Origin of the sequence: Blastococcus aggregatus (assembly GCF_900221005.1) — a bacterium.
In the GTDB taxonomy this organism is placed as follows: Bacteria; Actinomycetota; Actinomycetes; order Mycobacteriales; family Geodermatophilaceae; genus Blastococcus; species Blastococcus aggregatus.
This window is the reverse complement of sequence record NZ_OBQI01000002.1, coordinates 817,354-836,141: the sequence shown is the minus strand read 5'-3', so window position 1 is coordinate 836,141 and position 18,788 is coordinate 817,354. Positions and strand designations below refer to the sequence as shown.

19 protein-coding genes are annotated in these 18,788 nt (G+C 73.0%); 6 read left to right on the top strand and 13 right to left on the bottom strand.

The features are described 5' to 3' along the window. The first annotated feature begins 87 nt into the window (after positions 1 to 87). Positions 88 to 477: an ATP-binding protein gene (locus CRP29_RS09785; RefSeq protein WP_097194922.1), complete on the top strand. Its 390-nt coding sequence runs from the start codon at positions 88 to 90 to the stop codon at positions 475 to 477. Positions 478 to 562: 85 nt separating this feature from the next. Continuing rightward, complete coding sequence (locus CRP29_RS22685; RefSeq protein ID WP_176522891.1) at positions 563 to 730, top strand: hypothetical protein; 168 nt, start codon at positions 563 to 565, stop codon at positions 728 to 730. 93 nt (positions 731 to 823) lie between these two features. On the opposite strand, the gene CRP29_RS09780 is transcribed toward CRP29_RS22685, so the two are convergent. Further along, positions 824 to 2,137 carry a sulfate adenylyltransferase subunit 1 gene (locus CRP29_RS09780; RefSeq protein ID WP_217991512.1) on the bottom strand — a complete coding sequence of 438 codons (1,314 nt, stop codon included), beginning with the start codon at positions 2,135 to 2,137 and terminating at the stop codon, positions 824 to 826. Positions 2,138 to 2,205: 68 nt separating this feature from the next. Between CRP29_RS09780 and CRP29_RS09775 the strand changes: the two genes are divergently transcribed. Continuing rightward, on the top strand, positions 2,206 to 2,442 hold the full coding sequence (locus tag CRP29_RS09775; protein ID WP_097194792.1) for a hypothetical protein: 237 nt from the start codon (positions 2,206 to 2,208) through the stop codon (positions 2,440 to 2,442). Here the strand turns inward: CRP29_RS09775 and cysD are convergent. From cysD to CRP29_RS09745, 6 genes are all read right to left on the bottom strand, one after another. After that, positions 2,433 to 3,341, bottom strand: coding sequence for a sulfate adenylyltransferase subunit CysD (gene cysD / locus CRP29_RS09770; protein WP_097194791.1), 909 nt, complete (start codon positions 3,339 to 3,341; stop codon positions 2,433 to 2,435). The genes CRP29_RS09775 and cysD overlap by 10 nt on opposite strands. A gap of 84 nt (positions 3,342 to 3,425) precedes the next feature. Then, on the bottom strand, positions 3,426 to 4,181 hold the full coding sequence (locus CRP29_RS09765) for an inositol monophosphatase family protein (protein ID WP_097194790.1): 756 nt from the start codon (positions 4,179 to 4,181) through the stop codon (positions 3,426 to 3,428). A gap of 4 nt (positions 4,182 to 4,185) precedes the next feature. Further along, entirely contained in the window at positions 4,186 to 4,896 is a 711-nt protein-coding gene (locus tag CRP29_RS09760; RefSeq protein ID WP_097194789.1) for a PaaI family thioesterase, read from the bottom strand. A 22-nt stretch (positions 4,897 to 4,918) separates the two neighbouring features. Beyond that, on the bottom strand, positions 4,919 to 6,484 hold the full coding sequence (locus CRP29_RS09755; RefSeq protein ID WP_097194788.1) for a sensor histidine kinase: 1,566 nt from the start codon (positions 6,482 to 6,484) through the stop codon (positions 4,919 to 4,921). Beyond that, complete coding sequence (locus CRP29_RS09750) at positions 6,481 to 7,239, bottom strand: response regulator transcription factor (protein WP_097194787.1); 759 nt, start codon at positions 7,237 to 7,239, stop codon at positions 6,481 to 6,483. Before CRP29_RS09750 ends, CRP29_RS09755 begins: the two co-directional genes overlap by 4 nt. A 210-nt stretch (positions 7,240 to 7,449) precedes the next feature. After that, on the bottom strand, positions 7,450 to 8,286 hold the full coding sequence (locus CRP29_RS09745; protein WP_097194786.1) for a siderophore-interacting protein: 837 nt from the start codon (positions 8,284 to 8,286) through the stop codon (positions 7,450 to 7,452). Positions 8,287 to 8,508: 222 nt separating this feature from the next. Between CRP29_RS09745 and CRP29_RS09740 the strand changes: the two genes are divergently transcribed. Continuing rightward, positions 8,509 to 8,718, top strand: coding sequence for a hypervirulence associated TUDOR domain-containing protein (locus tag CRP29_RS09740; protein WP_097194785.1), 210 nt, complete (start codon positions 8,509 to 8,511; stop codon positions 8,716 to 8,718). Positions 8,719 to 8,757: 39 nt separating this feature from the next. Further along, on the top strand, positions 8,758 to 9,207 hold the full coding sequence (locus CRP29_RS09735; protein WP_097194784.1) for a DUF2795 domain-containing protein: 450 nt from the start codon (positions 8,758 to 8,760) through the stop codon (positions 9,205 to 9,207). A 4-nt stretch (positions 9,208 to 9,211) separates the two neighbouring features. Here CRP29_RS09735 and CRP29_RS09730 read toward each other — a convergent pair whose 3' ends face one another. After that, entirely contained in the window at positions 9,212 to 11,458 is a 2,247-nt protein-coding gene (locus CRP29_RS09730) for an arylsulfatase (protein WP_097194783.1), read from the bottom strand. A gap of 93 nt (positions 11,459 to 11,551) precedes the next feature. Continuing rightward, positions 11,552 to 12,478: a hypothetical protein gene (locus CRP29_RS09725; protein WP_097194920.1), complete on the bottom strand. Its 927-nt coding sequence runs from the start codon at positions 12,476 to 12,478 to the stop codon at positions 11,552 to 11,554. A gap of 170 nt (positions 12,479 to 12,648) precedes the next feature. On the opposite strand from CRP29_RS09725, the gene CRP29_RS09720 reads away from it, so the two are divergent. Then, complete coding sequence (locus tag CRP29_RS09720) at positions 12,649 to 14,547, top strand: LCP family protein (protein WP_245852689.1); 1,899 nt, start codon at positions 12,649 to 12,651, stop codon at positions 14,545 to 14,547. Positions 14,548 to 14,646: 99 nt separating this feature from the next. On the opposite strand, the gene pstB is transcribed toward CRP29_RS09720, so the two are convergent. From pstB to pstS, 4 genes are all read right to left on the bottom strand, one after another. Continuing rightward, entirely contained in the window at positions 14,647 to 15,426 is a 780-nt protein-coding gene (pstB, locus tag CRP29_RS09715; RefSeq protein WP_097194781.1) for a phosphate ABC transporter ATP-binding protein PstB, read from the bottom strand. Between the two features lie 17 nt (positions 15,427 to 15,443). Next, positions 15,444 to 16,532, bottom strand: coding sequence for a phosphate ABC transporter permease PstA (gene pstA, locus CRP29_RS09710; protein ID WP_097194780.1), 1,089 nt, complete (start codon positions 16,530 to 16,532; stop codon positions 15,444 to 15,446). Then, a complete protein-coding gene (gene pstC / locus CRP29_RS09705) occupies positions 16,532 to 17,437 on the bottom strand; it encodes a phosphate ABC transporter permease subunit PstC (RefSeq protein WP_245852688.1) in 906 nt (301 codons plus the stop codon). The genes pstA and pstC overlap by 1 nt, the downstream gene beginning before the upstream one ends. A gap of 100 nt (positions 17,438 to 17,537) precedes the next feature. Further along, the gene (gene pstS, locus CRP29_RS09700) at positions 17,538 to 18,635 is read right to left on the bottom strand and encodes a phosphate ABC transporter substrate-binding protein PstS (RefSeq protein ID WP_097194778.1); all 1,098 of its coding nucleotides are present in this window, start codon (positions 18,633 to 18,635) and stop codon (positions 17,538 to 17,540) included. Between the last annotated feature and the right edge of the window lie 153 nt (positions 18,636 to 18,788).

The following is an 18,788-nucleotide window of genomic DNA, read 5'->3' as shown; positions in this document are numbered from 1 at the left end:
CTTGCGTACCGGAACGATCCGTGGTTGGTTGTGTGCAACACAGCCGCCGGGACCGCGGGGCTGTGGCCCGCGCAGATCGGATCCCTCATGTCCAGCCGCAACGCCAGCGTCGACCTCCCCCCGACAGCGCGCAGCGTGCGCGTCGCCCGGCGCCTGGTGCTCGAGCTGATGGGGGCCTGGGGCGTTCCGCACGACCCGGAGGACGCCGCGCTCCTGGTGACCGAGCTGGTGTCGAACGTCGTGGACCACGTCGGGGGCGAGGCCGAGCTGACGCTCGAGATCGGCGCATCCGAGGATTGGCTGCGGATCGCCGTCGTGGACGGGTCCGCCGTCCTGCCCGTGGTGCGCGAGCTGTCGATGGACGAGCCGCGAGGGCGGGGCATGCGGATGGTCCAGGAGATCGCGGACCGCTGGGGGGCCGAGGACCACGACGGCGGCAAGCGGGTCTGGTTCGAGCTCCGGCCACCGGGCCGCTGAACCGCCGGTGTGACCGGGCAGCTGGTTTGCCGGGGCCCGGGATCGGGGAGGGGTCTGTTGCACACGACCGAGAGGAAGGACGGCGATGAGCGAGCCGAAGAACACGCAGGCCGCGGGCGAGGGTGTCTCCGACGAGGAGATGATCGAGACCGTCGCCGGGCAGACCGACAGCGCCTCCGAGAACGCCGACGTGGCGGGCAAGGACTGGAACGGCGACCCGAGCGAGGCTCCGGCCCCGACCGACCAGGCCTGAGCACAGACGCATCCGGTCCCGGTTCCCCTCAGCGGGGAGCCGGGACCGTCGTCGTCCGGGGCAGAAACGGCCACCTCTGCCCCGGAGGAGCTGCTACGGGGCGACGAGCATCCCGGCGCCGACGGTGGCGTTGGTGGCCTCGTCGACCAGGATGAACCGGCCGGTGGCCCGGTTGCGGGCGTAGTCGTCCACGAACAGCGGCTGCGTGGTGCGGAGCATCACCCGGCCGATGTCGTTCAGCCCGAGGTCGCCCGCCTCCTGGTCGCGGTGCAGCGTGTTGACGTCGAGGCGGTAGACGACGTCCTTGACCATGGCACGCACCGAGCGGGTGGTGTGCTTGATCGCCAGCCGCTGACGGGGCCGCAGCGGCTCGTCGGCCATCCAGCACACCATCGCGTCGAGGTCCTGGGTGGCGCGCGGGGCGTTGGCCGGCCGGCAGATGAGATCGCCGCGCGAGACGTCGAGGTCGTCGGTGAGCCGCACGGTCACCGACATCGGGGGGAACGCCTCGTCCACCGGCCCGCGCGGCCCGTCGATGCCGGCGATCGTCGTCGTCAGGCCGCTGGGCAGCACCTGCACCTCGTCCCCGGTGCGCAGCACGCCGCTGGCCACCCGGCCCGCGTAGCCGCGGTAGTCGTGGTGGGCGTCGGACTGCGGGCGGATCACGTACTGCACGGGGAACCGGGCGTCGACGAGGTTGCGGTCGCTGGCGACGTGCACGTGCTCGAGGTGGTGCAGCAGCGAGGGGCCCTCGTACCAGGGCGTGTTCTCCGAGCGGGTGACGACGTTGTCGCCGTTGAGCGCCGAGATCGGGACGACGGTCAGGTCGGGGATGGAGAGCTTCGCGGCGAACGCGGTGAACTCGTCGCGGATCGCCTCGTAGGTGGTCTCCGACCAGTCGACGAGGTCCATCTTGTTGACCGCCACGACCAGGTGCGGCACGCGCAGCAGCGAGGCGAGGAAGGCGTGCCGCCGGCTCTGCTCGAGCATCCCCTTGCGGGCGTCGACCAGCACGATCGCGAGGTCCGCGGTCGAGGCGCCGGTGACCATGTTCCGCGTGTACTGCACGTGCCCGGGGGTGTCGGCCAGGATGAAGGTGCGCCGCGGGGTGCTGAAGTACCGGTAGGCGACGTCGATCGTGATGCCCTGCTCGCGCTCGGCGCGCAGGCCGTCGGTGAGCAGCGCGAGGTCGACGTAGTCGCCCTTGCTGGCCCGCTCGACCGCCTCGTACTGGTCCTCGAAGACGGCCTTGCTGTCGTACAGCAGCCGGCCGATCAGCGTGCTCTTGCCGTCGTCGACCGAGCCGGCGGTGGCGATCCGCAGGATGTCCTTGCGGGCGACGGCGATGTCGTGGGCCTGGGCGGCGGCGTCGGAGTGCAGGTCGACGGGTCCGTCAACGGGGGTCATCGGGCGGTCTCCTGGCAGCGGACGGCGGGGCGGCGCACCCTGGGGCGCGGAGCCCGGGAGAGGTGCGCATGTTCGTGTTCGCGGTGGCCACGCCCGCGCTGCTGGTCGTCGTCCTCGGCTACGTCGTGGGCTACGCGGCGGGCGCGTGGGTGACCGACCTGCTCGGGACGTCGTCCCCCGTGGTGGCGGAGCGGGTGGGCTGGACCACCGGACTGCTGCTGCTGGCCGTCGTCACGCGCGTCGCGCTGCTGCTGTGGCGCCGTCGTCGGGCGGGCCATCAAGATCGCGGAGGCCATCAGAAGTAGCCCTCCTTCTTGCGGTCCTCCATGGCGGCGTCGCTGACCTTGTCGTCGCCGCGGGTGGCGCCCCGCTCGGTCATCCGGGTCACCGCGATCTCGGCGATGACCTCCTCGACCGTGGTCGCCTCGGACGGCACCGCCGCGGTCAGGTTGGCGTCGCCGACGGTGCGGTAGCGGACGGTCTCCCGGCGCACCTGCTCGCCGTCGCGCGGCCGGATGAACTCGTTGACCGCGTAGAGCATCCCCTGGCGCTCCACGACCTCGCGCTCCTCGGCCAGGTACAGCGCCGGGATCGCGATCTCCTCGCGGAGGATGTACTGCCAGATGTCGAGCTCGGTCCAGTTCGACAGCGGGAAGATCCGGATGGACTCGCCGAGGTGGATCCGGCCGTTGTAGAGGTCCCAGAGCTCGGGGCGCTGGTTCTTCGGGTCCCACTGGCCGAACTCGTCGCGGAAGGAGAACATCCGCTCCTTGGCGCGGGCCTTGTCCTCGTCGCGTCGGGCGCCGCCGAACAGCGCGGTGAAGCCGTGCTCCTCGACCGCGTCGAGCAGCACGGGGGTCTGGATCCGGTTGCGGGAGCCGTTGGGCTCCTGCTTGACGGTGCCGGCGGCGATCGCGTCCGGCACCGAGGCGACCACCAGGTCGACGCCGAGCTCGGCGACCCGCTTGTCGCGGAACTCCAGCACCTCGGGGAAGTTCAGCCCGGTGTCCACGTGCATGACCGGGAACGGGATGCGGGCCGGCGCGAACGCCTTGCGGGCCAGCTCGAGCATCACGATCGAGTCCTTGCCGCCGGAGAACAGCAGAACCGGTCGCTCGAGTTCCGCCACGACCTCGCGGATCACGTGGATGGACTCGGCCTCCAGCGTCTCGAGCTGGCTGAGCCGGTAGTCGGGCGTGGTCACGGCGTGAGGACTCCGGGGGATTCGGGGCTGGCTCGTCACAGCACCAACCGCATCGGATCGGTGCAGATTCCCCTCCAGTGTCCGCTATCGCCCCGCGCGCACCGCAGCCAGGATGGGCTCGGCCAGCTCCGGGCGGCAGACGACCAGGTCAGGCAGGGAGAGTTCCGCGGCGTTGTAGACCAGCGCGCGGCCGTCGATCCGGCTGGTGGTCAGGCCGGCGGCGCGGGCGACGGCGACCGGTGCCGCGGAGTCCCACTGGTACATCCCGCCCGCGTGGACGTAGGCGTCCACCTCGCCGCGGACGACGGCCAGCACCTTGTAGCCGGCCGAGCCCATCGGCACCAGTTCGGCGCCGAGCGCGGCGGCGACCGCCTCGGACTCGGCCGGCGGGCGGGTGCGGCTCACGGCGATGCGGACCGGTCCGTCCCGGCGCGCGGGGAGCACCGGCGCGGGCTCGGTGACCAGGACCTGGCCCAGCGCCGGCAGCGCGACCGCTGCCGTTCTCAGATCCCCGCCGGCCCCGCGCTCGCCGTCCGCCCACAGCGCGACGTGCACCGCCCAGTCGGAGCGCCCGGCCTCGCCGTACTCGCGGGTGCCGTCGAGCGGGTCGACGATCCAGACCCGGTCCGCCGACAGCCGCCCCGGATCATCGGCGGCCTCCTCGCTCAGGACGGCGTCGCCGGGGCGCTCGGCGGCGAGCACGGCGCTGATCGCCTGCTGCGCGGCCGCGTCACCGGCGTCCCCGAGGGCGCGACCGGTCAGGGCGCCGTCGGCCCGCAGGGCCAGCAGCACGTCGGCCGCCGCCCGTGCGGCGCGGGCGGCGACGGCGACGTCGTCCACGGGATCAGGCCAGTCGGAGCGCGGTCGCGTCGCCGGGACGGCGGGGCGGGGCGTGCCGGCCGCTGGCGTCGGTGACGGCGCCGAAGTAGGCGGCCTGCTTCTCGGGGCGCGGCATCACGAACAGGCCGCGGGCCTCGACGAGCACCTTCTCGGGCGCCGAGGCGAGCGCGATCGTGCCGCTGATGAAGGCCTTCCGGCCCTCCTGCGACTCCACGCGGGCGCGGAGCACCAGCGCCGTCTGCAGCGGCAGCGGTCCGCGGTAGTCCAGCTCGAGGTGGGCGGTCATGCCCCACAGGCCGGCGGCGCCGGCCGCGCTGCCCAGCATCTGGTCCATGAACAACGCGCTCATGCCGCCGTGCACGAACGTCGGGGGGCCCTCGTAGGCCAGCCCGAGGGTGATCTCCGCGACGACGCCGCCGTCCTCCTGGCGCACGATCAGCGGGGGAGCGAGCGGGTGGGCGATGCCCGTGACCGGGTTGAAGACACGGCGGCCCTCGGAGGGGTCGTCCAGGCGGGGCAGCTGGGTCGCCTGTCGCGGTGCGCCGCTGATCCGGGCCGTGGCCGCGCGCACCAGCTCGGCCGCCGCACCGACCTCACCGGCGGCCGCGGTGGTCGTCACCGAGGTCTCGATCAGCTCGCGCAGGGCGTCGCCCAGCTCGATGGTCGCGGTCAGCAGCTCGGCGGTGGAAGCGGCGCCGCCGTCGTTCGAAGTCACGTTCGAATGGTGACAGGCGCCCTCACGCGGGCTGGTCGGCGGCCCCGTCGGGAGCGGCCGGCGGCGGTGGTGGCGGCGGTGGCGCCGGCGGGCCGGTGCGGTGCAGGCGGACGGTGAACACCGCACCGCGCCCGGGCGCGGTGTCCAGCGCGATCGTGCCGCCGTGCGCCTGGACCAGGGAGGCCGCGATCGCCAGACCCAGCCCGCTCCCGCCCGCCTCGCCGTCGTCGCCGTTGCGGGTGCGCGAGGTGTCGGCCCGGTAGAACCGCTCGAAGGCGCGGGCCGCGTCGGCGGCGGCCATGCCGGGGCCCTCGTCGGCGACGCGCAGCAGCAGGGCGTCGTCGCCGTCCTGCCCGACGCTCACGGTGACCCGGGTGCCGGGCGGGGTGTGCGTCAGCGCGTTGGTGACGAGGTTGCCGACGACCTGGCGCAGCCGCCCCTCGTCGCCGAGGACGACGGGGACGTCGGTGAGCGACTCGTCGAGGTGCAGCGCGATCGGCCGGTCCGGCTGCACCGCCCGGGCGTCGTGCACCGCGTCCCCGGCGATCGCGGCGAGGTCGACGGGGGTGAGCACGAGCGGCCGGCGCTGGTCGAGGCGGGCGAGCGTGAGGAGGTCCTCGACGAGGCCGCCCATGCGGGCGCCCTCGGACTCGATCCTGCCCATGAGGCGCTGCAGGTCCTCCTCGGAGGACACCGCGCCCTGCCGGTAGAGCTCCGCGAACCCGCGGATCGAGGTGAGCGGCGTCCGGAGCTCGTGGCTGGCGTCCGCGACGAACCGGCGCATCTTCTCCTCGGAGCCGCGCGCCTCGGCCTCGGAGGCCTGCTGGGCGCGGAACGCGCTCTCGATGCGGGTCAGCATCCCGTTCAGCGCGGTGGACAGCCGGCCGACCTCGGTGCGCTGGTTGCCCTCGGGCACGCGCTGGGACAGGTCGCCCGCGGCGATGGCCTGCGCGGTGCGCTCCACCTCGGCGAGGGGGCGCAGCGAGTTGCGGACGAGCGCGTAGCCCGCGACGCCGAGCAGCGTCAGGACGATCAGCCCGACCACGATCTCGATGCGCACCAGTCGGGAGATGACCTTTTCGTCGCCGGCGAGGTCGCTGGCGAAGAGCGCGGCGTTCCCGTCCGGCAGGGCGACGGCCATCATCCGCCAGGACGTGCTGCCGTCCTGAGCCCGGATGTCGAAGGGTTCCACGCGGTCGGGGCCTTGATCGCCACCCATCAGGTCCTCGACGCGCTCCGCCACGCGGTCGAAGTCGGGCAGGCGCTCCTGGTCGTCCAACGGGCTAGCGAAGACGAACACCCGGTTGATCGACGGGACCAGGCACCCGACGAAGTCCGTGGATGGGAAGCGCCTCCCGCCCTCGCAGAACTCAGACGCCCAGGACCGGGAGCTGCCGGCGACGCTCTCCGCGTTGACCCGCAGCGCGTCGTCCTGCTGGTCCTGCAGGTAGTCGCGCAGGAGCGAGGTGGCGGCTGTCCCCGTGGCGGCGAGCGCGATGGTCACGAGGAGCAGCAGCAGCGCGACGAGGGTGATCCGCAGCGGCACCCGGGGGCCGCTGCGGACCGGCGTCGATACCGGTGCGGTCATGCTCCCCGCGGCAGGCGGAGCGTGTAGCCGACCCCCCGGATCGTGTGCAGCAGGCGGGGCTCGGTGGTGTCGATCTTGCGCCGCAGGTAGGAGATGTAGGACTCCACGACGTTGGCCTCGCCGTTGAAGTCGTAGTTCCACACGTGGTCGAGGATCTGCGCCTTGGACAGCACCCGCCCCGCGTTGGCCATCAGGTAGCGCAGCAGCTTGAACTCCGTGGGCGACAGGCCGATCACGGTGCCGGCCTTGATGACCTCGTGGCTCTCCTCGTCCAGCTCGATGTCGGCGAAGGTCAGCCGCGGCGCCTCCGCGGCCTGCTGGGCGCCGGCGGTCCGCCGCAGCACCGCGCGGATGCGGGCGATGACCTCGTCGAGGCTGAAGGGCTTGGTGACGTAGTCGTCCCCGCCGAGCGTCAGCCCGGACACCTTGTCCTCCGCGGCGTCGCGGGCGGTCAGGAAGAGCACCGGCGTGCGCCGGCCGGACTCCCGCATCCGGCGGACGACGCCGAACCCGTCGAGCCCCGGCATCATCACGTCGAGCACCAGCAGGTCGGGGCGGAACGACTCGGCCAGGGCGAGCGCCTGCTGGCCGTCCGCGGCGGTGGCGACCTCGAAGCCCGCGTAGCGGAGGCTGGCCGAGAGCAGCTCGCGGATGTTCGGCTCGTCGTCCACCACGAGCAACCGGGCCTCGGGTGCGCGGGTCTGCGAGCTGCCGGCCACGGATCCTCCGGTCGAACGAGCGGGTGCCGTCGTCATGCCCTCAGCGTGCCGTCGGGGGCTGCCGTCGCACTGGACGCTACCTGTGAACTCCCTGGGCGCATGGGCATGGGAAGCAATACCTGCGTCAGGGGCTCCGGAACGGGTGCATCGCTTCCCATGCCCGTGTCAGCCGGCGGGGTCCTCTGGCCGGCTTCCGCGCCCGGGTCCGCTCCTCGATCGTTCCTCGCTGCGATGCTCCCCGGGCTGTCAGCCGGCGGGGGCCATGGCGCGGCCGCGGCGCCAGTAGCCGATCGCGTGGTGCTGCGCGCGGCTCAGCCCCCAGCGGCCGCGCAGGTCCGCCCGGATGGCGCGGACAGCGGCCGACTCGGCCCCGACCCACGCGAAGACGTCGTCGGAGGCGGGCGGGTCCAGGGCGGCGACGGCGTCGACCAGCAGGGTGCTCTCACCCGGCGGCGTGCCCAGCCGGTGCAGCCAGTGGACGGCGATCCCCGGGGGCGCCACGAGCGGTTGCTCCTCCTCCGGACCCGCGACCTCGAGGTAGGCGACGCCGGTCGTGGCGGGGTCGGCCGCGGCGAGCAGCCGGCTGATCGCCGGGAGCGCGGTCTCGTCGCCGGCCAGCAGCAGCCACCGGGCGGGGCGCTCGGCGAGGGACGCCGCCCCGGCGACGGCGAGCAGAGCCCCGGGGCGGGCGGCGGCGGCCCAGGCGGCGGCCGGCCCGTCGCCGTGCAGCACGAAGTCGATCTCGAGCTCTCCCGTGGCGGGGTCCTGGCGGCGCGCGGTGTAGCTGCGCAGCGCGACCCCGTGGCTCCCCTGCGGCCAGACGATCCGGCCGTCCCGCTGGATCCGCGGCCAGTTCGGCTCGGCGTCCCCCACCCGCGGCACGAGCAGGTTCACCGTCGGCCCGGCGGCGGCGACCGCCTCGGGGCTGCCGGTCAGGACGACCCGGCGCACCGACGGCGTCACGTCGGCGACCGCGGTGACGGTCAGCACGTCGGCCGGGCGGAGTCCGTCGAGGGGAGGGCCGTCGAGTGGAGGGCCGTCCGGGGTGACCCCGTCGATGGAGGCCCCATCGCTGGAGGACATGGCTCGCAGGCTAGCGGGGCCGACCCGGCCTTCCCCGGGGGAATGGGGTCGACCGGGCCGGCGAAAACCACGCTAGGTGAGCAAATCGCCCCTGCCAGCGCCCGCACGGGTGAGGGTGGCTCCCCGAACGGGTGATCGAGCGGACCGCCACGGCGATGTGTGCCTCCCGCCCGCGGCGGGCACGGGGAGCCCCACACCGTCCACGAGCGCGAGGAGCCGGGCATGGCCGATGAGCTGAAGAAGGGTGACCACGTCACCTGGAAGAGCCACGGGAGCACCGCCGAGGGCACCGTCGAACGGAAGATCACCTCCGACACCGAGGCGTCCGGCCGCACCGTGCGGGCCAGCGAGGACGACCCGCAGTACGAGGTGAAGAGCGAGAAGAGCGGTGGCATCGCGGTGCACAAGCCCGCAGCACTCGACAAGGACTGATCCACCCGGCAGCCGCCGGGGCGACCGACAGGAGACGACGTGACCGAGGACGGAGACGCCTTCGCCGGCGTGAGCGCACGCAGCACCAAGCACAGCCCGCGGGTCGACGAGGAGCTGGAGCACGAGATCCAGGGGATGCTCAAGGCCGAGCGCGCCACCCGGTCCGAGGAGTGGCGCGAGGCCGAGCCGGTCGCCGAGGGCGAACCGGACCTGACCGCGGACCCCACCGGGACGCTGGTGGGCGGGACGCCGGTCGGCATGGACGCCGACGCCGTCGCGGCTCGGGCCGAGCTGGCCCGCTGGCTGGACCGTGCGGACTTCCCGAGCACCGGGCCGGAGCTCGTCGAGGCGGCGCGGGACCACCGCGCACCCGAGGCGGTGGCGGCCGAACTCGGCCGACTGCCCGAGGGGGAGACCTACGAGCGGGTCGGCGACGTCGTCCGCGCGCTGGGCTACCCCACGGAGACCGGCCAGCACGGGGCGCCCTGAACCATCACTCGCGCCCGAGATCGGCGGCTCCGGCGCCCTCGTGGTCGACCTGCTGGTCGGTCATCAGATCCACCGTGACGCGGACGAGGTGGCCGGTGTACGCGTAGGGCCCCATGTGCCGGCCGGTGCCGTCGTAGTCGGCCACCGTCGTCCCGCGGTCCAGGCCGATGTCCAGGCCCGAGAACGAGATCATCAGCCAGAAGATCTGGTCGGTCTGCATCGTCCCGGCAGGGTCGCCGTCGATGAGCAGCGTTCCGGTGCCGTGCGGGAAGGTGCCCTCGCCGCGCCGCTCCATGGCGAAGCCGAGGGTGGTGGCCCCCGGTGGGATCGGGCGGTCCGAGGTGACCAGCTGGTGCGTGCCGCCGATGTTGAGGTCGTGCACCAGGTGGCCGTCCCGGACGAACAGGGAGTAGCCGGACGTCGCGTCGCCGTGCGCGATCAGCACGCCGTCGGCGGCCCCGCGCGATCCCGACGGGTTGATGTGCGCGGTGATCCGGTAGCTGCGGCTGCGCAGGTCCGGCGCGACGTCGCTGGGGACGTGCCCCATGCCCGACCAGAAGGAGAACCGGGTGCGGGCCCCGGTGTGCCGGGCGGCGTTCTCGGCGAACCTCTCACCGAAGCGGTCGTCCAGCGGCAGCACCTTGTTGGCGGCCGCCTCCTCCCACCAGCGGGCCTGGAGCGCAGCGAGCCGTTCGGGCTGGTCGGCCGCCAGGTCGTGGACCTCGTTCATGTCGCTCGCGAGGTCGTAGAGCTCCCACCGGTCGTCGTCGAACGGTGAGCCGGGCGCGTGGTACGCGACGGCCTTCCAGCCGTCCTGCCAGATGCCGCGGTGACCGAACATCTCGAAGTACTGCACGGTCTTGCCGGTCTGCGCGTCGGGTTCGGCGAGCGTGCCGGCGAAGCTGACACCGGTCATCCCGCCGTCGTCGTCGATCCCGAGCAGGTCCAGCACGGTCGGCGCGAGGTCGACGACGTGGCAGAACTGGTGGCGCAGGGTTCCGGCGTGCTCGGAGCCGACCAGCCGGTCGGGTGCGGAGACGATCAGGGCGTCACGGACGCCGCCGCCGTGGGTGTTCTGCTTGTACCGCTTCAGCGGCGTGTTGGCCGCCATCGCCCAGCCGTGCGGGAAGTTCGAGTGCGTGTCCGGGCCCCCGATGTCGTCGATGCGGGCGAGCTTCTGCTCGAGGGTCTCGGCCACCATGTTGAAGGGGCCCATGGCGTTGACGAACCCCAGCGGACCACCTTCCTGGCTGGCCCCGTTGTCCGAGGTGATCAGGACGACGGTGTCCGCCAGCTGCCCGGTGGCCTCGAGGGTGTCGACGAGCCGGCCGAGATGCTGGTCGAAGTGCGCCAGCATCGCCCCGTAGGCCCCCGCCAGACGGGCGAAGAGCCGCTGCTCGTCGGCGGTGTGCTCGGCCCACGGCCGGACGCCGTCATTGCGGTCGGGCAGCTCGGTGCCGGCCGGCACGATGCCCAACCGGATCTGCTCGGCCAGCCGATCGTCGCGGGTGCGGTCCCAGCCCTTCGCGAAGACCTCGGCGTAGTGGTCGATCAGCTCCCGGGGTGCCTGGTGAGGTGCATGGCAGGCGCCGGGCGCGAGCAGCATGTGCCACGGCACCTGGGGCGTCGCGGCCTCGTGGCTGGTCACGTAGGAGATGGCGTGGTCGACGAGGTCCTCGGTGAGGTGGTAACCGGATTCGTAGTCGCCAGGCGCCCGGACGTGGCTGTTGTCCTGCACGAGCTCCGGCGAGTACTGGTCGGTCTCGGCGTCGAGGAAGCCGTAGAAGCGGTCGAACCCGCGCCCCAGCGGCCAGCCGTCGAACGGGCCCGTCGGCCCGGTCTCGGTCAGCGGCGTGCAGTGCCACTTGCCGACCATGTAGTTGCGGTAGCCGTGGCTGCGGAGCCGCTCGGCGAGGGTGGGCGCCTCGGCGGCGATCTTGCCGCGGTAGCCCGGGAAGCCCGAGTCGAAGTTCGCCAGGCAGCCCATCCCCACGTCGTGGTGGTTCCGGCCGGTCAGCAGCGCCGATCGCGTGGTCGAGCACATCGCGGTGGTGTGGAAGCCCGTGTACCGCACGCCGGCCGCGGCGAACCGGTCGATGACCGGGGTCGCGATCTCCGAGCCGAAGCACCCGAAGTCCCCGAAACCCACGTCGTCGAGGAGCACGACCAGCACGTTGGTCTTCCCGCCCGGCGGACGGACCGGGTCCGGCCAGTGCGGCTCGGAGTCCGCGACCGTCCTGCCGATCCTCACCCGACGGTCCCGCGGAAAGTCCTGCTGGGGGCAGACATGAGCGGACGCTAGCAGCGGTGATCGGCCGACGGTCCTGGTCAGAGCGCCGTGAGCTCAGGCATCCCCGTCGTCCTGGGCCTCGTCCTCGGCGATCTCCTCCGCGCCGCGGCGGCGGAAGAGGCGTGAGCCCGGGAATCCCTTCACGACCTGGCGCAGGTCCTGCACGGTGTCGACGAGGGCGTGCACGTCGGTGCCGACGTCCCCGAGGGACTCCAGCACCGGCAGGATGTCCTCGTCCAGGTGCGTGATCAGCTGCGGCAGCCGGTCGATGAGCGTGACCATCGCCTGCACCTCGGCCGGATCGAGGCTGGCCGCCAGCCGGCGCACCGAGGGTGCGAGGGCCGTCAGTGCCGGCGTGTAGTCGTCCAGGATCGGCTCGACCCGGACGACCATCCCCTCCGCCCGGCCCACGAGGGCATCGGCACGATCCGACGTGGTGCCGACGGCGGCGATCGCCTCGTCGGCCTTGGTGTTGGTCTGCCCGACGGCTTCGATGGCGGCGTCGGCCTTGTCGTTGGTGGTGGCGACGGCCTCGATGGCGGCGTCGGCCTTGTCGTTGGTGGTGGCGACGGCCTCGATGGCGGCGTCGGCCTTGGTGTTGGTCTGCCCGACGGCTTCGATGGCGGCGTCGGCCTTGGTGTTGGTGGTGGCGACGGCCTCGATGGCGGCGTCGGCCTTGGTGTTGGTGGTGGCGACGGCCTCGATGGCGGCGTCCGCCTTGTCGTTGGTGGTCGCGACGGCTTCGATGGCGACGTCCGCCTTCGCGTTCGTCCGCTCCACCCCGGCGATCACCCCGTCGGCGCGGTCGACGACGCCGTCCACGCGGGCCAGCAGCGCCGACACCTGGTCGAGCAACCCCTCCACGCGGCCCAGCACGGCCGCCGCGCGCGGGACCAGCGCGAGGGCGTCCGCCACCCCGTCCCGTGCGCCCGTGACCGCGGCGACGACGTCCGAGGGACCGGGCAGCGACGGCAGTCTCACCGTCCGCACGCTACGCACCCCTTCGGTGGGCCACACCTCGATCGCACACGATCGGTGCGAGCCGGATGCGGGCCGCGGCATTGCGCGCGTCGGCCGGGTGAGGTGCCCGTCCCCCGTATCGTGGAAGCTCCCGCCTCCGGATGCGGGGCCAGAGCAACCACGGACAGAGGGTGTCGACACCGGTGGGGGACGAGCCGAGGGCCGACGACGCGCACAGCCGCGGCGTCCCTGACGGCTCCCGGCGGCGGCGTGACACCCCCGACCCGCTGACCGTCGAGCAACTGCTCTCCCGCCCGGGCAGCACCTCCGGAGGACGCCGCGCCGCCCGCCGGGAAGGCGGTACGCCCGCCGCCCCGGCGACGCCCCCTCCGGGCGTGCGCAACGGTCTGCCGCCGGTGCCCCCCGGCAGCACCACCCCGCCGCCCACGTCGCAGGCCGGGCTGCCGCCGGTGCCCGGCGCCGCTCCGCGACCGGCCCGTCCACCCGTGCCCGGCGCCCCGGCCGCGTGGGAGCCCGAGGCCCGCCCCTCGCGGCGCAGCGGCCCGATCCCGCCCCTGCCCGGCACGCTGCCGCCCCGCCCCCGCTCGACATCCGCCGGCGCCACACGCCGCCCGAGGCGCCCCGCCCCGCGGGCCACGACGCCGGGCCGGCGCCGGCTGGTCCGCGCGGGGCTCGCGCTGGCCGCCGTCGTCGGCGTGGTGCTGCTCTACCACCTGGGGCTGTACTTCTACGTCGACCAGAAGATCGACCGCGTCGACGCCCTGGCCACCGACGGGCCGGAGATCCTCGCCGCCCAGCTGCAGGAGGCGTCGGAGACCTACCTCGTCGTCGGCACGGGCGTGCCGGGCGAGGAGGGCCCGGGGTCGGTGGCGACGCTGCTGGCCTCGGTGTCGGATGACGGCGAGCGCGCCGTGCTGGTCGGCTTCCCGGCCACCGCCCTGGTCGACACCCCGACGTGCCGGACCGCGGACGGCGAGCTGCGCACCCCGCGGACCGAGGCGTTCGCCCGGTCCCTCCTCGACGGCGGGCCCTCCTGCATGGTCCGAGTGGTCCAGCAGCTCTCCGGCGTCCAGGTCGACCACTACCTCGGAGTCGACCTCGCGCGCCTGCCCGGGATGGTGGACGCGCTCGGTGGCGTACCGGTGTGCATCGTCCCCTCACGCGTGACGGCCGCGGCCGCGGTGCCCCCGCCGCCCGGCGCCTCGGAGCTCTCCGGCGAGGCGGCAACGGGGTACCTGCGACCCGCCGGTGAGGGCACGGACGCCACCGGCACGGCGGTCGCCGAGCGGGCCCAGCGGCTGCTGACCTCGACGCTGCGCGCGGCGATGTCGCGGGAGAACGTCCTCGACCCGGTCACCCTCACCCGCTTCCTGACCCGTGCTGCCGACGCGCTGACCGTGGACGAGCAGACCACCCTCGGCGACCTGCGCACGCTGGCCACCTCCCTCGGCGACGTCTCCGGTGACGCGGTGGCGCGCACCGGGCTGCCCGTCGCCCAGGTCGGTCACGTGCCCGTCGGCTCCGAGGAGGCCTTCGTGCTGCTGGACGGCGCCGGCACCCGCACGCTGTTCGACGCGGTGATCGACGGCAGCCGGGTTCCCGAGGGCTTCGTCACGGAGGAGGAGCCCGTCGCGCAGCCGGACGAGGAGGCCGCCGGAGAGCCGGCCGTGGCGGCCGACCCCGGCACCGCCCTCCTGCCGCCGGCCGAGGTCGAGCTCGACGTCCTGAACGGCACCGGCACCGGCGGGCTGGCCGCCACCGTCACTGCCGCGCTGGAGGCGCAGGGCTTCGCCGTCGGCGAGGTCGGCAACGCCGACGGCACCGTCAGCCAGTCCGTCGTCCGGCACGGGCCGGGCATGGTCGCCCAGGCGCGCACCGTCGCGGCCGCCGTCCCGGGCTCCGTGCTGCAGGCCAGCGACGCCATCGGCGACACCGTCCAGCTGATCATCGGCCCCGGCTACTCGTCCGTCCAGACGGTCCCGCCTCCCGCGGCCGCGGTTCCCGAGCCTGCCGACGACGCGCCGGCGCCCGAGACGGAGACCCAGGCCGCTGCCGTCAGCTGCGGCTGACCGGCGGAACCGTCCGGCCCCCGATGATGTGCGCTGGGGCCCCGTCATTCGCGGGAGCAGGGGGCTTGCGCGCACACCGTTCCGCGCGGCTGATGCCGATCAGCCGAAGCGGCCGGAGATGTAGTCCTCGGTGGCCTTCTGGTCGGGATTGCTGAAGATCTTCTCGGTCGGGTTGAACTCGATCAGCCGCCCCGGCTGGCCGGCGCCGGCGATGTTGAAGAAGCCGGTCTGCTCGCTCACGCGCGCCGCCTGCTGCATGTTGTGCGTGACGATGACGATCGTGAACCGTTCCTTGAGCTCGGTCATCAGGTCCTCGATCGCCAGCGTCGAGATCGGGTCCAGAGCAGAGGCGGGCTCGTCCATGAGCAGCACGTCGGGCTCGACGGCGATGGCTCGGGCGATGCAGAGCCGCTGCTGCTGACCGCCCGACAGCCCGGAGGCGGGGCGACCGAGCCGGTCCTTGACCTCGGTCCAGAGGTTCGCGCCGCGCAGCGACCGCTCGACGAGCCCGTCGAGGTCGGACTTGCTGATCTTCTTGTTGTTCAACCGCAGGCCGGCGGCGACGTTGTCGTAGATCGACATCGTCGGGAACGGGTTGGGGCGCTGGAAGACCATGCCGATCTGCCGCCGGACGTCGACCGGATCCACCCCCGGCCCGTACAGGTCTTGGCCGTCCATGATGACCTTGCCCTCGACCCGAGCGCCCGGGAGCACCTCGTGCATCCGGTTGATCGAGCGCAGGAAGGTCGATTTGCCGCATCCCGAGGGGCCGATCAGCGCGGTGACGCTGCGCGGCTCGATGGAGACCGTGACGTCCTGGACGGCGAGGAAGCTGCCGTAGTAGATGTTCAGGTCAGAGACGTCGATGCGCTTGGCCACGGGTTCCTCCTGCCCGGTCATCGACCGGTAGTGGGTGCGAAGAAGCGGCTGATCAGGCGCGCCATGACGTTCAGGCCCATCACGATCAGGATGAGCACGAGCGCCGCCGTCCAGGCCCGGTCGATGGCGAACTCGGGCGGCACTCCGGGCTGGGTCAGCTGGTAGTAGGCGTACACGGGCAGCGTCGCCATCCTGCCGTCGAAGGGGTCGAAGTTGGTGGCGTTGGCGATGCCCACGGTCACCAGCAGCGGGGCGGTCTCGCCGATGACGCGGGCGATGGCCAGGGTGACCCCGGTGGCCAGCCCCGCCATGGCCGTGGGGATGACCACCTTGACGATCGTGCGCCACTTGGGCACGCCCAGCGCGTAGGCCGCCTCTCGCAGCTCGTTGGGGACGAGCTTGAGGACCTCCTCCGCCGAGCGCACGACGACGGGGATCATCAGCACGGCGAGCGCCACCGCCCCTGCGATGCCCAGCCGGACGCCGGGGCCCAGGAAGAGCGCGAACAGCGCGTAGGCGAACAGGCCGGCGACGATCGACGGGATGCCGGTCATCACGTCGACCAGGAAGGTGATGGTCCGCTTGAGGCGCCCGGTGCCGTACTCGACGAGGTAGATCGCCGTCATGAGGCCGATGGGGACGGCGATCAGCGTGGTCAGGCCCGTGATGACCAGCGTGCCCATGATCGCGTGGTAGGCCCCGCCCCCTTCACCGACGACGCCGAGCAGCGACCAGCTGAAGAACTCGCCGTCGAGGCGGGGCGCACCCCGGCGGACCACCTCGACGATCAGGCTGACCAGCGGCACCATGGCCAGCCCGAAGGCGCTGTAGACGAGACAGGTGGTCAGTCGGTCGGTGGCCCGCCGGGGGCCCTCGACCGCACGCGAGAGGCTGTAGAGGAGCACCGTGCCCAGGGCGACCGCGCCCAGCGCGAGGAGCGCGATGTGGGTGTCCCTCAGCTGACCCAGCAGCAGCGCGACCACGATCGCTGCGGCGAAGCTGGCCGCCGCCGCCCACCGGGGCAGGCGCCGCGTCTGGCGCACGGGGCCGCGTCCGGAGGGCGTCGACCCGGTCGGCGAGTCCACGCGCATCGGGCTGGTCGTCATCAGTTCGCTCCGGAGAACTCGGACCGGCGGTTGACGACGTATCGGGCCAGCATGTTCACCGCGAAGGTGATCACGAACAGGACCAGACCGCTGGCGATCAGGGTGTTGACGGCGATGCCGCTGGACTCGGGGAACTGCAGGGCGATGTTGGCCGCGATCGTCGACGGGTTGCCGCTGCTGATCAGGTTGAACGTGATGCCGCCGGAGACCGACAGCACCAGGGCGATGGCGAGCGTCTCGCCCAGGGCCCGGCCCAGGCCGAGCATCGCGCCGCCCACGATTCCGGACCGCCCGTAGGGGAGGACCGCCAGCCGGATCATCTCCCAGCGCGTCGCGCCCAGCGCCAGTGCGGCCTCGCGGTGCAGCGTCGGCACCTGGCGGAAGACCTCGCGCGTGAGGGCACTGATGATCGGCAGGATCATGATCGCCAGCACCAGGCCGGCGGTGAACATGGTGCGGCCGGTGGCGGAGGTGGGGCCGGCGAACAGCGGTACGAAGCCGAGGTTCTCCTCGAGCCAGCGGAACAGCGGGACCAGTCGGGGCGCGAGCCAGTAGATGCCCCAGAACCCGTAGACGATGCTCGGGATGGCGGCCAGCAGGTCCACCAGGTAGCCCAGGGCCGAGGCGATGCGGCGCGGCGCGTACTGGGTGATGAACAGGGCGATCGCCACGGCGAGGGGCGTGGCGACGACGAGCGCGATGACCGCGGCGAGCAGGGTGCCGAACAGCAGGGGCCCGATGTAGGCCGTCAGCCCTTCGCCACCGGGCACGTCCTCCGCCGGTGCGCGCAGGGCCGGGATCGCCTCGACCACGAGGAACGCGGCCACCCCCGCGAGGATGACCATGATCAGGATTCCTGCGGCCCGCGCGGTTCCGGAGAAGATCCGGTCACCGCGGCGGAGCACAGGCTTCGCGGTACGGGTCCCTGGCGCACTCCGCGTCTGGCTCACTGCTGATCCCTTCGCGCGCGTACAGGAGAACGCATCGTCGGCTCCCGGATCCCGATCAGGAGGCCGCGACGGCGTCGAGCGCCGTCAGCGCCTGGTCGCGAAGGCCTGCAGAGATCGGCGCGGAACCGGCGACCAGGGCCGCGGCCTCCTGGCCCTCCTCGCTGACGACGTAGGTCAGGAAGGCGCGGACGAGCTCGGCGACCTGCGGATCGTCGTAGGTGAGGCAGCCGATGTGATAGCTGATCAGGACGATCGGGTACTCGCCGGAGCCGGACGTGTCCCGGTTGACCTCGATCGCGAAGTCGAACGGCCCGCGGCCCTCGATCGGTTCGGAGTTCTCGACGACGGCGGCGGCGGCCTCGGCGGTGGGTGCCACGAACTCCTCGCCCACCCGGATGCGGGCGACTCCGAGCTCCCCGGCCTGGCTCAGGTCCGCGTACCCGATGGTGCCGTTGCCGGCGTTGACGGCGCCGACGACCCCGGAGTTGCCCTGCGCGGCCTCCCCGCCCGGGACCGGCCAGTTGCCGTCGACCTCGTGCGGCCAGGCCGCTCCGGCCGCCTGGTGCAGGTAGTCGACGAAGTTCTCGGTGGTCCCGGATTCGTCACTGCGGTTGACGGGGGTGATGGGCACGTCGGGCAGGTCGGTGTCCGGGTTGTCGCCGGCGATCGCCGGGTCGTCCCAGCGGGTGATGCGCTGGGCGAAGATGCCCGCGAGCGTGGTGGGCGAGAGGTTCAGTTCGTCCACGCCGTCGACGTTGTAGATCACGGCGATCGGCGCGATGTAGTTGGGCAGCTCGAAGACGCCGTCCGGCCCGCACCGCTCGCGCGCCTCCACGAGCTCGTCCTCGTCGAGGAAGGCGTCGGAGCCCGCGAAGTCCGTGCCGCCGGCGAGGAACTGCTCGCGCCCGCCACCGGAGCCGATCGGGTCGTAGTTCACGGTCACCTCGGGCTGGACGGAGGCGAAACCGGCCGTCCAGCCCTGCATGGCCGCCTGCTGGGCGCTGGAGCCGGCGCCGACGAGCGTTCCGGCGTACTGCTCGCCGGATCCGATCGCCAGGTTCCGCTCGTTCACTGCGGCGCAGCCGGTGACCGACAGACCCGCGACCAGCAGGAGGGGAGGGAGCGAGAGGAGGCGCGCGCCAGTGAACCGCACTACGCCGTCCTCCTTGGGTGAACCGATGGTGACTGATCCGGTGAACGAGTCGAACGGTAGGCGGCACAGGTTGACGCCCCACCCACAGTCAGTGAACGGAGGATGAACGAGCCCGGGAACGACGGGCCGGCGGCGTGCGACCGGTCACAGGAT

What these genes read in the sequence shown, in the direction of transcription:
- CRP29_RS09755 (WP_097194788.1), bottom strand. Translation starts at nt 6,484, where the DNA reads ATGACCGCACCGGTATCGACGCCGGTCCGCAGCGGCCCCCGGGTGCCG.
- CRP29_RS09745 (WP_097194786.1), bottom strand. Translation starts at nt 8,286, where the DNA reads ATGTCCTCCAGCGATGGGGCCTCCATCGACGGGGTCACCCCGGACGGC.
- CRP29_RS09775 (WP_097194792.1), top strand. Translation starts at nt 2,206, where the DNA reads ATGTTCGTGTTCGCGGTGGCCACGCCCGCGCTGCTGGTCGTCGTCCTC.
- pstA (WP_097194780.1), bottom strand. Translation starts at nt 16,532, where the DNA reads ATGACGACCAGCCCGATGCGCGTGGACTCGCCGACCGGGTCGACGCCC.
- CRP29_RS09750 (WP_097194787.1), bottom strand. Translation starts at nt 7,239, where the DNA reads ATGACGACGGCACCCGCTCGTTCGACCGGAGGATCCGTGGCCGGCAGC.
- CRP29_RS09780 (WP_217991512.1), bottom strand. Translation starts at nt 2,137, where the DNA reads ATGACCCCCGTTGACGGACCCGTCGACCTGCACTCCGACGCCGCCGCC.
- CRP29_RS09785 (WP_097194922.1), top strand. Translation starts at nt 88, where the DNA reads ATGTCCAGCCGCAACGCCAGCGTCGACCTCCCCCCGACAGCGCGCAGC.
- CRP29_RS22685 (WP_176522891.1), top strand. Translation starts at nt 563, where the DNA reads ATGAGCGAGCCGAAGAACACGCAGGCCGCGGGCGAGGGTGTCTCCGAC.
- CRP29_RS09740 (WP_097194785.1), top strand. Translation starts at nt 8,509, where the DNA reads ATGGCCGATGAGCTGAAGAAGGGTGACCACGTCACCTGGAAGAGCCAC.